This window comes from Streptomyces sp. 6N223 (genome assembly GCF_052246635.1).
GTDB lineage: Bacteria > Actinomycetota > Actinomycetes > Streptomycetales > Streptomycetaceae > Streptomyces.
The window spans coordinates 16,555-30,679 of the sequence record NZ_JBQQCA010000072.1 but is presented as its reverse complement, the minus strand read 5'-3'; the positions used below and the strand labels follow the sequence as shown (position 1 = coordinate 30,679).

The 14,125-nt window shown below is 73.5% G+C and carries 11 protein-coding genes and 1 tRNA gene; 6 read left to right on the top strand and 6 right to left on the bottom strand.

The window, feature by feature from the left end:
* Nucleotides 1-12: 12 nt before the first annotated feature.
* Nucleotides 13-1,719, bottom strand: coding sequence for a urocanate hydratase (hutU, locus tag ACTWQH_RS29735; protein WP_443289889.1), 1,707 nt, complete (start codon nucleotides 1,717-1,719; stop codon nucleotides 13-15).
* On the opposite strand from hutU, the gene ACTWQH_RS29730 reads away from it, so the two are divergent.
* Both ACTWQH_RS29730 and ACTWQH_RS29725 read left to right on the top strand, forming a co-directional pair.
* Entirely contained in the window at nucleotides 1,718-3,028 is a 1,311-nt protein-coding gene (locus ACTWQH_RS29730) for a diaminopimelate decarboxylase (RefSeq protein ID WP_443289888.1), read from the top strand. The two genes, hutU and ACTWQH_RS29730, sit on opposite strands and share 2 nt — an antisense overlap.
* A 68-nt stretch (nucleotides 3,029-3,096) precedes the next feature.
* Nucleotides 3,097-3,543 (top strand): hypothetical protein, encoded by a 447-nt coding sequence (locus tag ACTWQH_RS29725; protein WP_443289890.1) that lies wholly within the window; start codon nucleotides 3,097-3,099, stop codon nucleotides 3,541-3,543.
* Between the two features lie 377 nt (nucleotides 3,544-3,920).
* Here ACTWQH_RS29725 and ACTWQH_RS29720 read toward each other — a convergent pair whose 3' ends face one another.
* Nucleotides 3,921-5,303 (bottom strand): cystathionine beta-synthase, encoded by a 1,383-nt coding sequence (locus ACTWQH_RS29720; protein WP_443289887.1) that lies wholly within the window; start codon nucleotides 5,301-5,303, stop codon nucleotides 3,921-3,923.
* Between the two features lie 129 nt (nucleotides 5,304-5,432).
* Here ACTWQH_RS29720 and ACTWQH_RS29715 point away from each other — a divergent pair, with 129 nt between their 5' ends.
* The 3 genes from ACTWQH_RS29715 (at nucleotide 5,433) to ACTWQH_RS29705 (ending at nucleotide 8,196) form a co-directional block, all read left to right on the top strand.
* Nucleotides 5,433-6,452, top strand: a complete 1,020-nt coding sequence (locus ACTWQH_RS29715; RefSeq protein ID WP_443289886.1) for an SGNH/GDSL hydrolase family protein — start codon at nucleotides 5,433-5,435, stop codon at nucleotides 6,450-6,452.
* Between the two features lie 302 nt (nucleotides 6,453-6,754).
* Entirely contained in the window at nucleotides 6,755-7,870 is a 1,116-nt protein-coding gene (locus ACTWQH_RS29710) for a hypothetical protein (protein ID WP_443289885.1), read from the top strand.
* A complete protein-coding gene (locus ACTWQH_RS29705; protein ID WP_443289884.1) occupies nucleotides 7,867-8,196 on the top strand; it encodes a hypothetical protein in 330 nt (109 codons plus the stop codon). Before ACTWQH_RS29710 ends, ACTWQH_RS29705 begins: the two co-directional genes overlap by 4 nt.
* Before the next feature lie 81 nt (nucleotides 8,197-8,277).
* On the opposite strand, the gene ACTWQH_RS29700 is transcribed toward ACTWQH_RS29705, so the two are convergent.
* Both ACTWQH_RS29700 and ACTWQH_RS29695 read right to left on the bottom strand, forming a co-directional pair.
* On the bottom strand, nucleotides 8,278-9,138 hold the full coding sequence (locus tag ACTWQH_RS29700; protein ID WP_443289883.1) for a Bax inhibitor-1/YccA family protein: 861 nt from the start codon (nucleotides 9,136-9,138) through the stop codon (nucleotides 8,278-8,280).
* Nucleotides 9,139-9,560: 422 nt separating this feature from the next.
* Nucleotides 9,561-9,642, bottom strand: a tRNA-Leu gene (locus ACTWQH_RS29695).
* Between the two features lie 320 nt (nucleotides 9,643-9,962).
* Here ACTWQH_RS29695 and ACTWQH_RS29690 point away from each other — a divergent pair.
* Nucleotides 9,963-10,757, top strand: a complete 795-nt coding sequence (locus ACTWQH_RS29690) for an ABC transporter ATP-binding protein (protein ID WP_443289882.1) — start codon at nucleotides 9,963-9,965, stop codon at nucleotides 10,755-10,757.
* A gap of 83 nt (nucleotides 10,758-10,840) precedes the next feature.
* On the opposite strand, the gene ACTWQH_RS29685 is transcribed toward ACTWQH_RS29690, so the two are convergent.
* Nucleotides 10,841-12,202 carry a class I SAM-dependent methyltransferase gene (locus ACTWQH_RS29685; protein ID WP_443289881.1) on the bottom strand — a complete coding sequence of 454 codons (1,362 nt, stop codon included), beginning with the start codon at nucleotides 12,200-12,202 and terminating at the stop codon, nucleotides 10,841-10,843.
* A 118-nt stretch (nucleotides 12,203-12,320) separates the two neighbouring features.
* Nucleotides 12,321-13,802: an NAD(P)/FAD-dependent oxidoreductase gene (locus ACTWQH_RS29680; RefSeq protein ID WP_443289880.1), complete on the bottom strand. Its 1,482-nt coding sequence runs from the start codon at nucleotides 13,800-13,802 to the stop codon at nucleotides 12,321-12,323.
* Nucleotides 13,803-14,125: the final 323 nt, after the last annotated feature.

The window sequence follows — 14,125 nt, the reverse complement described above, 5'->3', positions numbered from 1 at the left end:
GTCCGGGGGCCGTCACGCCTCCTCCCGCATGGGGACGCGGACGCCGTGCTCGGCGGCCACCTGCTCGGCTCGCTCGTAACCGGCGTCCACGTGGCGGACGATGCCCATGCCCGGATCGTTCGTCAGCACGCGGCGGATCTTCTCGCCCGCGAGGGGCGAGCCGTCGGCCACCGTGACCTGGCCGGCGTGGAGGGACCGGCCCATGCCGACGCCGCCGCCGTGGTGGATGGAGACCCAGGAGGCGCCGGAGGCGACGTTGACCATGGCGTTCAGCAGCGGCCAGTCGGCGATGGCGTCGGAGCCGTCGCGCATGCCCTCGGTCTCGCGGTAGGGCGAGGCGACCGAGCCGCAGTCCAGGTGGTCGCGGCCGATCACGACGGGCGCGGCGAGGTCGCCGCGCGCCACCATGGCGTTGAAGCGTTCGCCCGCTTTGTCGCGTTCGCCGTAGCCGAGCCAGCAGATGCGGGCGGGCAGGCCCTGGAAGCGGACCCGATCGCCCGCGAGCCGGATCCAGCGGGCCAGCGACTCGTTCTCGGGGAAGAGGTCGAGGATGGCGCGGTCGGTGGCGGCGATGTCGGCGGGGTCGCCGGACAGCGCCGCCCAGCGGAAGGGGCCCTTGCCCTCGCAGAACAGCGGCCGGATGTAGGCGGGCACGAAGCCGGGGAAGGCGAACGCCCTGCCGTACCCGGCGGCGCGGGCCTCGCCGCGGATGGAGTTGCCGTAGTCGAAGACCTCGGCCCCGGCGTCCTGGAAGCCGACCATGGCCTCCACGTGCCGCGCCATGGACTCCCGGGCCCGCCGGGTGAACTCGGCGGGCCTGGTGGCGGCGTACTCCGCCATGTCCGCGAAGTCGACGCCGAGCGGCAGGTAGCTCAGCGGGTCGTGGGCGGAGGTCTGGTCGGTGACGATGTCGACGGGCGCGCCCTCGGCCAGCAGCCGGGGCACGACCTCGGCGGCGTTGCCCAGCACCCCGACCGACAGCGGGCGTCGGGCGCCGCGCGCCTCGGTGGCCAGCCGCAGCGCCTCCTCGGGGCTGTCGGCCCGCCGGTCGAGGTAGCCGTGGGCCAGGCGCCGCTCGATCGCGCGTGGATCGCAGTCGACGACGACGGCGACCCCGCCGTTCATGGTCACGGCCAGCGGCTGGGCGCCGCCCATGCCGCCGAGCCCGGCCGTGAGCGTGATCGTCCCGGCCAGCGAGCCGCCGAAGCGCTTGGCCGCGACGGCCGCGAACGTCTCGTACGTGCCCTGGAGGATGCCCTGCGTGCCGATGTAGATCCACGATCCGGCCGTCATCTGCCCGTACATCGTCAGCCCCAGCCGCTCCAGGCGGCGGAACTCCTCCCAGGTGGCCCACTCCCCCACCAGGTTGGCGTTGGCTATCAGCACCCGGGGCGCCCACTCGTGGGTGGTCATCACCCCGACCGGGCGGCCGGACTGCACCAGCAGCGTCTCGTCGTCCCCGAGCGTGGCCAGGGTGCGCTCCAGGGCGTCGAAGGAACGCCAGTCGCGGGCCGCCTTCCCGGTGCCGCCGTAGACCACGAGCCGGTCGGGGTGCTCGGCCACCTCGGGGTCGAGGTTGTTCCGCAGCATCCGCAGCGCGGCCTCCTGCGGCCACCCGCGAGCGGTGAGCGTGGCGCCGCGCGGCGCGCGCACGGCGCGGTGCGGTTGCGAGGGTCCCGTCATGGCGTCTCCCGGGGGCCGTGCTTGGCTGTCTGTCATGGTGGATCCTTCCCGACGCGACCACGCCGTACGGGCGGCCGTGGCGCAGCGACTCCTCGACGACGAGCATCCGCTGGCCGCGCTGCTCGACATCCAGGCCATCCGCGACGCGGCCGCCGCTCTCCATGCTGCCTTCGACGAGGTCACCGCGCCCGGCCAGGCGGTGCTGCACACCTTCGCCGTCAAGGCGGGCTCCCTGGTGCCGGTGCTGCGGCTGCTGGACGGGCTCCGCGTCGGCTGCGAGGTGGCCAGCCCCGGCGAGCTGGCCCTGGCGCGCGCGGGGGGCGTGGCGCCGGAGCGCATCGTGCTCGACTCGCCCGCCAAGACGCCCACGGAGCTGCGCGAGGCGCTCGCCCTCGGCATCGCGTTCAACGCCGACAACCCCCAGGAGCTGGCCCGCCTCGACGAGCTCATCGGCGTTGGAGGACCGCGCGGGCCCGTCGGCATGCGCGTCAATCCGCAGCTCGGCGGCGGCAGCATCGCGGCGATGAGCACGGCGACCGCCACCTCGAAGTTCGGCGTCGCGCTCGCGGACCCCGGCGCCCGCGCGTGGGTGGTGCGGGCGTTCCTGGACCGGCCCTGGCTGACCCGCCTCCACTGCCACGTCGGCTCCCAGGGCGTGGCGCTGGAGCGGATGGCCGCCGGGGTGCGCGCCACCTACGAGCTGGCCGAGGAGATCAACGCCGCCGCGGGCGAGCGGCGGATCGACACGCTCGACATCGGCGGCGGCCTGCCGGTCAACTTCGGCTCCGACGAGACCACGCCCACCTTCGCCGACTACGCCCGCCTGCTGCGCCGCGAGGTGCCCGGCCTGTTCGACGGGCGCTACGGCCTGGTCACCGAGTTCGGCCGCTCGCTGCTGGCCAAGGCCGGGCTGATCCTGGCGCGCGTGGAGTACACCAAGTCGGCCGGCGGCCGCCCCATCGCCGTCACCCACGCCGGCGCCCAGGTCGCCACCCGCACCGTCTTCGCTCCCGAGTCCTGGCCGATCCGGGTCGCCGCCTACGACGCCCAGGGACGCCCCAAGTCCGGCCCGCCGCTGCGGCAGGACGTGGCGGGTCCCTGCTGTTTCGCCGGCGATCTTGTGGCCCGCGACCGGGCCCTGCCCGAGCTGGCGCCCGGAGACCTGGTCGCGCTGCTCGACACGGGGGCGTACTACGCCTCCACGCCCTTTGGATACAACGCCCTGCCGCGCCCGGCTGTATACGGTTTCTGGCCGGACGGCCCGGGCCGCGAGGCCGCCTTCACCGTCGTGCGCCGCGCCCAGTCCGTCGAGGAGCTGGTGGCGGAGTGCGGCGGGGACCTGTAGGCCACCGCTAAGTTGGGGGGTTATCCCCCCTGCCCGCACCCGGCGGGCTGGCTACCGTAAGGCACATGATGAGTTCCCGTGACCCCAGTCTTGACCGCGACACCGAGCTCGGCGGGGACCTCAAGGGCGATCTCGATGCCGCCGTGCAGACCCGCAAGGAGCTCGGGGCGGCATACGAGGCCGAGCTCGTCGAGTCGTTCCTGGAGAAGGTCGAGCAGCGCATCGACGCCACGGTGGAGAAGCGGCTGCGCCGCCAGCTCGCCGAGCAGCAGATGGTGATCGCGCGCGGCGGCCGGGCCCCGCAGGGCGCCGAGCCGCGCGGGCCGGGCCCGGCGTTCGGTCTGGCGGCGCTGTCGATGGTGCTGGCGATCCCGCTGTCCGCGATCGCCGCCGCGCAGGCCGAGCTCGCCGGGCTCCTCGTCTGCTGGGGCGGGATCGTGGGCATCAACGCCTGCTACTCGTGGGGCCGCTTCTTCCGGCGCCACGACCAGCAGCCCGACGGCGACTGGGACTGACGGCCCGGCCAGGCAAGGGACCGGAACTGAAACCGGAACCGGAACCGGAACGAGCCAGGCAGCGGAAACGAGACTGGCGGGGACCGCCGCACCCCGGTGAACCGAATCACCAGGGGCGGGACGACGGCGGTCCCCGCGGGGACGCGGGCCGGGTCGGGGCCTCGCGTCCAGGCGACCAGGGAGGTCCGGGAGCCGCTCCGGAAGTCCTTGGTGCCGACATCGATAACTCTGCCGGACGGGTGTTAACGAGGCGTTGCCCGCCCGTGACACTTCGGCATCAGTTATCCGTGTTTACCGTCTCCTGACGGGCCCTCACCCGGCAGTCACCGGCCCCCGACCCTCTCGCCACCCTCCCGCCCCGCTCGCCCACGCGGCTCTCACGCGCCCTCGGCGAGGAACGCCAGCAGGTCCTGGCGGCTGACGACCCCCACCGGCTTCCCCTCCACCAGCACTATCGCGGCGTCGGCCCCCCGCAGCACCGTCATCAGGTCGCCGACCGGCTCGCCCGAGCCGACCTGCGGCAGCGGCGGGCTCATGTGCTCCTCCAGCCGGTCCGACAGCGCCGCGCGCTTGGCGAACAGCGCGTCCAACAGCTCGCGTTCCACCACCGAGCCGACCACCTCGGCCGCCATCACGTCCGGGTGCCCGGCGCCCGGCTTGACCACCGGCATCTGCGAAACGCCGTACTCCCGCAGCACCTCGATCGCCTCGCCCACCGTCTCGTCCGGGTGCATGTGGACGAGCGAGGGCATCTCGCCCTGCTTGCGCCGCAGCACGTCCCCGACCCTCGGCTGCGGCTCGCCGTCCTCCAGGAAGCCGTAGTCCGCCATCCACTCGTCGTTGAAGATCTTGCTGAGGTAGCCGCGCCCGCCGTCCGGCAGCAGCGCGACGACCACGTCCTCGGACGTCAGGCCCCGGGCGACGTGCAGCGCCGCGACCACCGCCATGCCGCAGGATCCGCCCACCAGCAGGCCCTCCTCGCGGGCCAGCCGCCGCGTCATCTGGAAGGAGTCCTTGTCGGAGACGGCCACCACGTCGTCGGCCACGCCCCGGTCGTAGGCGTCGGGCCAGAAGTCCTCGCCGACGCCCTCCACCAGGTACGGCCGCCCGCTGCCGCCGGAGTAGACCGAGCCCTCGGGGTCGGCGCCGATCACCCGCACCCGGCCGCCGCTGGCCTCCTTCAGGTAGCGCCCGGCGCCGGAGATGGTGCCGCCGGTGCCGATCCCGGCGACGAAGTGCGTGATGCGGCCGTCGGTCTGCCGCCACAGCTCCGGGCCGGTCGTCTCGTAGTGCGAGAGCGGGTTGCCCGGGTTGCTGTACTGGTCGGGCTTCCACGCGCCGGGGGTCTCGCGCACGAGCCGGTCGGAGACGTTGTAGTACGAGTCGGGGTGCTCGGGCGCGACGGCCGTCGGGCAGACGACGACGTCGGCGCCGTACGCGCGCAGCACGTTGATCTTGTCGGTGGAGACCTTGTCCGGGCAGACGAAGACGCAGCGGTAGCCCTTCTGCTGGGCGACGATCGCCAGGCCGATGCCGGTGTTGCCGGAGGTCGGCTCCACGATGGTGCCGCCGGGCCGCAGTTCGCCGGAGCGCTCGGCGGCCTCGATCATCTTCAGCGCGATACGGTCCTTCACCGAGCCGCCCGGGTTGAAATACTCCACCTTCGCCAGCACGGTGGCGCCGATGCCCTCCGTGACCCGGCCGAGCCGCACCAGCGGGGTGTTGCCGACGAGGTCGATCACCGACTCGTAATACTGCACCTGGGTCTCCGTATATCCGTGCATGTCCGTTTCGGGTCACACGCCCGCACAGGACAGCACCCTATTGCGTTGCGCGACACCTCGCGCTGGGCAGCACATCAGTAGGAGACGGGAGGAGGCGGAGCGCGCATGTCAAGGGCGAGGGTGGCACGCAGGATCGCGACGGCCGCCGCCTACGGAGGCGGCGGCATCAGTCTGCTCGGCGGCGCCGCGGCGGGGTTGCTGCTGACGGAGGTGCAGTACGCCAAGCGGCGGCTGGGCGGCGGCGGCAACGACGAGCCGCCGGTGGCCGACGGCGTGTACGGCACGGCGTTCGCGGCGACGGCAGGGCCTCCGTGGCGGCTGGCGCTGCTGGGCGACTCCACCGCCGCCGGGGTCGGCGTGCACCGGGTCGGGCAGACGCCGGGCGCGCTGCTCGCCTCGGGGCTGGCCGCCGTCTCGGAGCGCATCGTGGAGCTGCACTGCGTGGCGTTGCCCGGGGCCAAGTCGGACGACCTGGAGCGGCAGGTCTCGCTGCTGCTGACCGAGCCGGGCCGCGCGCCGGTGCCCGACGTGTGCGTGATCATGATCGGCGCCAACGACGTCACCGGCCGGATGCCGCCCGCGCGTTCGGTGAAGCACCTGGCCGAGGCGGTGACGCGGCTGCGCACCGCCGGCTGCCAGGTGATCGTGGGCACCTGCCCGGACCTGGGCTCGGTGGAGCCGGTGGGGCAGCCGCTGCGCTGGCTGGCGCGGCGGCTGTGCCGTCAGCTCGCGGCCGCCCAGACCATCGCCGTGGTGGAGCTGGGCGGCCGGACCGTGTCGCTGGGGGCACTGCTGGGGCCGGAGTTCGCGGCCAATCCGCGCGAGCTGTTCGGCCCCGACCGGTACCACCCGTCGGCCGAGGGGTACGCCACGGCGGCGATGGCGATGCTGCCGACGCTGTGCGCCTCGCTCGGGGTCTGGCCGGAGGAGGAGCGGCGGCCGGGTGTGCCGCCGAGGGAGCAGCTGCTGCCGGTGGCGCACGCCGCCGCGCGGGCGGCGGCGGAGAGCGGCACCGAGGTGGCCGCCGCCCACCGCGGCGGGCGGCGTACGCCATGGGCGCTGCTCAGGCGGCGCAGGCGGCGCGGGCTGCCGGAGGAGAGCTCCGACCACGCCGCGGTGACGTGACGGGGGCGGCTTCCCCCGGCGCGCGAAAGGCGCCCGCGCGCCCGGCGCGCCTGGCATGATGGGCGCGACAGGAGCGGTGGGCGCGCGAGGGGTCCGGCGGCGTATATACCAGCGAGACCGAAGCGGGCCCGTGATGTGATGCACGCCTTATCTGTCCGGAACGCCGCAGCTCAGGGGGGTTGTGCAGGGGCGCGCGGGACCAAAGGCCCGTCCGATTCATGACATTTTGCACTGCCCCACGTGGCCGGGGCCCGGAAACCTGAGATAAGAAATCAGGGACCAACAGCACTGGGAGCGAGTCCGTGAGCGCCATATCCCTCATCTTGCTGGCGACCTCAGGCACTGCCGTGGGCCTGGGCATCGCGGCCCTGCACACCACCCGCTGCCTGCGCGCGGACGTGGGTGCGCTGCGCGCCGAGCTGACCGGCGAGCGGAGGGCGGGCGCCGTGGGCGCGCGGCGCGCGGGCCCCTCCGGGACCATCCCGGCCCAGGAGATCCGCAGCGCGGTCGCCGAGGCGCTCGCGGCGGAGCGCGAGCGCGAGCTGGCCGAGGCCCGGGCGTACTGGGCCGAGCAGGACTCGCGCGACGGCGAGGCATCCGGCCCTCTGCTGGGGGACGGCGGCCTGGACCACGAGACGGCCGCCGCGGCCGACGAGGAGTTGCTGGACGCCCTGCTGGAGCGGTACCTGCTCAGCGACTCCGGATTCGCGACCCCGGCGCGCGAGTCACGCGAGTCACGCGAGTCACGCGAGTCACGCGAAGCGCACGAGGGACGCGAGGGGTCCGCGGCGCGCGAGCCGCGTGAGGGGCGCGAGGGCGTGGCGTTCGTGCCCCGGCAGCCCAGCGCGGAGAGCGTGGACCGCTCCGACACGGCGAACGCCGTGGACGCCGTGGACGCCGTCGAGGCGCTGGACGCCCTGGACCCGGCCGAGCGGATCGCCGAGACCGACGACCCCGCCGAGGAGGCGGACGCCGAGGCCGAGGCGTTCGAGGACGCGGCGTACGACGAGGAGGAGAGCGAGCGGGCGAGCGAGGCCGCCGAGCTGGCCGCCGCGCGCCGCCGCCACCCCTCCCACCCCGGCTACACGCTCACCGGCGAGCCCGTCGAGGAGCACCACCGGCGCACCTCCGCCCGCCTCGCCCAGCTCGCCGAGGCCCGCACCCCGGTGATCGACGTGCGGCCGGGGCCGCTGGGCACGCTGGACGTCTTCCTCTTCGCCGACGGCACCACGCTGTGCCTCTCCCCCAGCCACCGGCAGGCCGCCGAGCGGCTCGCCGCCGCCGTCCGGTCCGGCCGGCCGCCGGTGCTGCTGGGCGGCTCGGGCATCTCGGGCGCCTACGCCCTGACCTTCTCCTGCGGCGAGGAGAGCATCTACCTGCTGGCGGACCGCATCGTCGCCACCTCCCGCCAGCGGTGACACCCCAGCCCACCGCCGACGACTTGCACGCGGCGGTCGACCGGCTCAGCGACCGGCTGCGCGCCCTGCCCGAGAGCACGCTCCGGCGCGGCGCGGCCGAGGCGGCGTTCGCGCTCGCCCGTGAGCTGGCCGACCGGGCCCGTCGCCTGGAACGCCCCGCCCCGCCGCCCGCCGAGTTCCCCGCGGCGGGAATCTACGCCGTCGGCGACCAGCTCGCCGTCGCCGGGCACGACCTGGCCGAGGCCCTGCGCGCCGCCCCCGAAGGGCCCGCCACCGGCCGGGAGCTGGCCGCCGCCCTTGAGCTGGTCCGCGACCACCGCTGCTGAGCCGGCCGGGCGGGCATGGCACATGCGAAGGGCCCGCGAGACGCGCGTCTCGCGGGCCCTTCGCGTTGGCTGCCGCCCGGGCTACTCCCCTTGCAGGATGTAGACCAGACGCAGGAACTCCATGTAGATCCACACCAGGGTGAGGGTCAGGCCGAACGCCGCGAGCCACGACTCCTTCTCGGGAGCGCCGTAGGCCACGCCGTCCTCGACCATCTTGAAGTCCAGCGCGAGGAAGCAGGCGCCGAGCACCACGCCGGCGATGCCGAACAGCACGCCGAGCGCGCCGTCGCGCAGGCCCAGCCCGTTGCCGTCGCCGATGACGGCGACGATCAGGTTGACCGCGGACAGCAGCACGAAGCCGATGGCGGCGGCGATCACGAACCTGGTGAAGCGGGCCGTGACCCGGATGATGCGCTGCTTGTACATGAACAGCACGCCGGCGAAGACCGCCATCGTGCCGAGCACGGCCTGCATCGCGGCGCCGGGCGCGGCGGCGTTGATCGCGCTGCTGATGACGCCGAGGAAGAGGCCCTCGGCGACGGCGTAGCTCATGATCAGCGCCGGGGACGGCTGGCGCCGGAAGGACTGGACCAGGCCAAGGACCAGGGCGACCAAGCCGAAGAGGATGCCCAGGCCGAGGGGCATGTCGGTGATCCAGGAGACCGCCGCTGCGGTCACCACGGCGCCCAGGGTGAGGGCGGTGCGCGAGACGACGCTGTCGATCGTCATGACGCCCGCGCGCGGCGGCGCGGCGGGCGGCATCATCCTGCCGTCAGGGCCCACCTGCGGCTGAGCGTACGGGTTGCCCGGCTGGGCGTAGGGGTTGGTCGGGCTGCCCGCGTACGGAGTCCCGGTCGCCAGCTGCGGTCCGGCGTTGAAGCCGGCGTAGCCACCGTCCCGACTGAACCCCCGACGCGTGAAGACCGGGTTGCTACTCCTCATCTCACTCCTCCATGGCCGCACGGCACGGCCTTGACTACCAGAGTAATGCGTTAGCAAAGACCGCACGGTAGTGCATTCCCTGAAACGAGTGGAAGGGTCGGGCTGGTTCCCCGCTGGGCCCAACGCCCACCTGGCGGGGCCGGGGGCGCCGCCGGAGTCCGGGGGCGCCGGGGGGCGTCCGAGGCATCGGGGGGCGCGGGGGCCGGCGGAGGCGCGGGAGTCATCGGGGGGCGCCCGAGGCGCCGGTGCCTGTCGGTGCCGCCCGGGGCGAGAAAATCCAAATTTGAAGCTTTGGATACCGATGCGGTTCTCAAGGATGCGGAACGCGCAATTCCGGAAACTGTGGGACGCGATGGTCCAAATGACCTAACATTTCCCGGCCCGTTGTGCGTTTAGCCGGGTCGCGCGCTCAACCATGGGGGTGCCCGGAGCCGGACTTGAACCGGCACGGCCCGAAGGCCAGCGAGTTTTAAGCTCACCGTGTCTGCATTCCACCATCCGGGCAGATCCCAGGCCGTTTCGAGCGCGGCGCGCTGCGGGTTGCTTACTGAGCTTATCCGGCAACGTCCCCCGAACAGCGGCCCCTCAGGCGGATGTTGTCTGATTTTATGAGCCCCTGATGGCGCATCAGGGGCACGGTACCGGTCACGAGCATGCCGCTCTCCGACACCCGGCGCAGGAATGACGCAAATCCACCCTCCGCGTACGCTCGCGCACGCACCGGAATGCACGTGCATCCGGGAGCCTCATACCCAGGTAGTACGCGAAACCAGCACCACGGGGGATGACGGAATGGGGAACTCCGCTCAACCATGGGCAGGAGCATGCGTGCGAGCCACGGATCGGAGGCGCACGAGGTGGACAACGACGGGCAAGCCGCCGCCCAGGCACGGGAGCTGACGAAGATCTACGGCGAGGGCGAGACCCGCGTCATCGCCGTCGACCAGGTCTCGGTGGACTTCCGCAGAGCCGAGTACACCGCGATCATGGGCCCCTCGGGCTCCGGCAAGTCCACCCTGATGCACTGCATGGCCGGCCTCGACACCATCACGGCCGGCTCCGCGCGCATCGGCGGCACCGAGCTGAACGGCCTGAGCGACCGGCGGCTGACCCAACTCCGCCGCGACCGCGTCGGCTTCATCTTCCAGTCCTACAACCTGCTGCCGATGCTCAACGCGCTGGAGAACATACGCCTCCCCATGGACGTGGCCGGCCGCCGCCCCGACCCGGTGTGGCTGCAACAGGTCATCGACACCGTCGGCCTCCGCGAGCGGCTGCGCCACCGGCCCGCGCAGCTCTCCGGCGGCCAGCAGCAGCGGGTGGCGGTGGCGCGGGCGCTGGCCGGCAAGCCGGAGATCATCTTCGGCGACGAGCCCACCGGCAACCTCGACTCCCGCGCCAGCGCCGAGATCCTGGGCTTCCTGCGGAACTCGGTGCGCGAGCTGGGCCAGACCGTGGTGATGGTGACGCACGATCCGGTCGCCGCGAGCTACGCCGACCGCGTGGTCTTCCTCGCGGACGGCCGCGTGGTCGGCGAGATGACCTCCCCCACGGCGGAGGGGGTCCTGGGGCACATCCGGCGGTTCGAGGTGCAGCACGCGTCCCCGCGGGACGGGTAGACGGCCCCCGCGGGAGGTGCGGGCCGTCCCCCGCCGCCCGGGGTTCCCACCCTCCATCCCTCGCGGGGTCTGGGGGCGGATCCCTAGCAGGGCTCGGGGCGGAGCCCCGGCCCGGGCACCTCCGCCCCCGCTTCCGTCCAGGCGCGGGGGCGCAGCGGCAGGCCGGAGGCGCCCGTGGCGGCGGGGGTGCGCACGGCGAGGATCTGGTTGACGCCGATGCGGCCGCGTTCGAAGGAGACGGCGGAGGCGGCCATGTACAGCCGCCACACCCGGGCCCGGCCCGGGGAGGTCAGCCGCACCGCCTCGCGCCAGCCCTCCTCCAGATTGCCCACCCACCGGCGGAGCGTCAGGGCGTAGTGCTCGCGCAGCGACTCCACGTCGCGCACCTCGAAGCCGGCCTCCTCCAGCTGCGTCACCGTCCGGCCGACCGGGGCGAGTTCACCGTCGGGGAAGACGTAGGCGTCGATGAAGGGGTCCACGCGGTACGCCCTGCCGCGCGGCTCGGGGCGGCGCGCGATCTGGTGGTTGAGCAGCCGCCCGCCCTCGCGCAGCAGCGCGAACAGCCGCTCGGCGTACTCCCGGTACCGCACCGCGCCGACGTGCTCGGCCATGCCGATGGAGGCGATGGCGTCGAAGGGGCCGTCCGCCTCCGGGCTGGTCTCGCGGTAGTCCTGGACGCGGATCTCGACCCGTTCGGCGAGGCCCGCCTCGGCGACGCGGCGGCGGGCGTACGCGGCCTGCTCGGCGGAGAGGGTGATGCCCAGCGCCCGCACCCCGTGGTGCCGGGCCGCGTGGAGCACCAGGGAGCCCCAGCCGCAGCCGACGTCCAGCAGCCGCTGGCCCTCGCGCAGCGCCAGCTTGCGGCAGATCAGCTCCAGCTTGGCGTCCTGCGCCTCCTCCAGCGTCGCGCTCTCCTTGTCCCAGACGGCGCACGAGTAGACCATCGAGGGGCCGAGCACCAGCTCGTAGAAGTCGTTGCCCACGTCGTAGTGGTGGCTGATGGCGCGGCGGTCGCGGCGCAGGGAGTGGAGAGGGCCGGTGCGGCGGCGCATCTCCTCGCGGGGCGGCGGCGGGGGCACCACGGCGGCGGGCCCGGCCAGCGCCAGCAGCTCGCGCGCGGCGGCCAGCGCGGCCCCGGCACCGGCCGGGGGCCGGCCCGGGTCCCGTTCCCAGAGGTGTTCGGCGAGGGCGTCCAACGCGGCGTACAGGTCGCCCTCGATGTCGATCTCGCCGGCGACCCAGGCGCGCGCCAAGCCCAGCTCGCCGGGGCGGAACACCAGCCTCCGCAGCGCCCGCGGGTGCCGCACCACGACCACCGGGCCGCCACCCGCGCCCCGCTCCCCCGGCGGCCCGGCCTCGCTGCCGTCCCAGGCCCGCAGGCGCACGGGCAGAGGGGCGCCGAGCAGGCGCTCGGCGAGGGCGGCGAGCCGGGGAGCGACGGCCATGGTGATACCTCCAGCCGTCAGGCTAGCGAGGGCGGCGAGCCCGGTCCGGCATATCGGGCGACGACATCCGGCCGGTGTCAGCCGGAACGCCGCCGCCCGCATGCCGCCGAGCCCGCCGTCAGCTCGCGCGCGCGGCGTGGCGCTCGCGGTCCTCGCGTTCCGCGCGCTCCTCGTTTTCCTCGTGTTCTTCGCGGTCCTCGCGGTCCTCGCGGTCCTCACGGTCCTCGCGTTCGTTCTGCTCCGACCTGGACCGCGCGGCGGCGGTCACCGGGGCGGCGGCCTCGTAGAACTCCCCGCGCGGGTGCTCCATCGCGCCCAGCGAGACGACCTCGCGCTTGAGGAAGAGGGCCAGCGTCCACTCGGCGAAGACGCGGATCTTGCGGTTCCAGGTCGGCACCGCCATGCCGTGGTAGCCGCGGTGCAGGTACCAGCCGAGCCGGCCGCGGAAGCGCAGCGTCAGCTTCCCCAGCTTGACCATCGCGACGCCCTTGCGCAGGCCGAGCCCGGCCACGGCGCCCTTGCTGGCGTGGCGGTACTCCTTCTGCGGGAAGCCGCGCAGCGCCGCGACGACGTTGTCGCCCAGCAGCTTGGCCTGGCGCAGCGCATGCTGCGCGTTCGGCGGGCACCAGGCGTTCTCCTGGCCGGCGGCGCGGGCGGCCAGGTCGGGGATCTGGGCGTTGTCGCCGGCCGACCAGATGTAGTCGGTGCCCTTGACCTGGAGGGTGGCCTCGGTGTCGACGTGCCCCTTGGGCCCGAGCGGCAGCCCGAAGCGGGCCAGGGCCGGGTTCGGCTTGACCCCGGCGGTCCAGACGATGGTGCCCGAGTCGGCGGTGACGCCGTTGCTCAGCTCGACGTGGCCGTCGACGCAGGACTTCACGGAGGTGTTCAGGTGCACCTCGACGCCCCGCTTCTGAAGGTGCTCCAGGCCCCACTCGCCGAGCTTGGGCCCCACCTCGGGCAGGATCCGGTCGGCGACGTCGACGAGGAGGAAGCGCATGTCCTCGCGCCTGATGGACGGGTAGTACCTGGCGGCGTCGCGCGCCAGGTCCTCGACCTCGCCGATGGTCTCGGCGCCGGCGAAGCCGCCCCCGACGAAGACGAAGGTCAACGCCTTGCGGCGGACGTCGTCGTCGGTGGTGGAGTCGGCCTTGTCGAGCTGTTCGAGCACGTGGTTGCGCAGGCCGATGGCCTCCTCGACGCCCTTCATCCCGATGCCCTGCTCGGCCAGGCCGGGGATGGGGAAGGTGCGGGAGACGGCGCCGAGGGCGACGACGAGGTAGTCGAAGGGGATCTCGTAGGGGCGGCCGACGAGCGGGGCCACGCTGGCCACGCGCCGGTCCTGGTCGATGGTGGTGACGCGGCCGGTGAGGACCTCGGCCCTGGGGAGGACGCGTCGCAGCGGCACCACGACGTGCCGGGGGGAGATGCTGCCGGCGGCAGCCTCGGGGAGGAACGGCTGGTAGGTCATGTACGAGCGTGGGTCAACGACGGTGACCGTCGCCTCGCCGTACCGTATCTTCTTCAGAATCCGGCGGGCGGCGTACAAACCGACGTAACCCCCACCCACGACGAGGATTCGGGGACGTTCCGTGGTGCTCATGTCATCAGTATCTCTCCGCCCATTTGGGTGCGCTCGTGAGCCCCTTCACAAGCTTCCCGTGCCCTCTGCTACACTCCCGCACCCCCTCGGCCGAGCGGCGCGGCATTCCGCAACGGTGCAGGTCGGAGGCCAGGCGACACCCCGTCGGCGGGGCGGGTCGACGTCGGATGGGGGCGGATCGCGGGCGTTCAGAGGGCCGTGAGGTGACCATCACGTGTCGACAAGGAGCTTTGTGGCGCCCGAGCATGTGAAAAACTTCACGAACTTTCCCGGACGGGGCGTGGCCGGCGCGCGGCGGAGCCTCAGACCAGGCTCCACGCGAT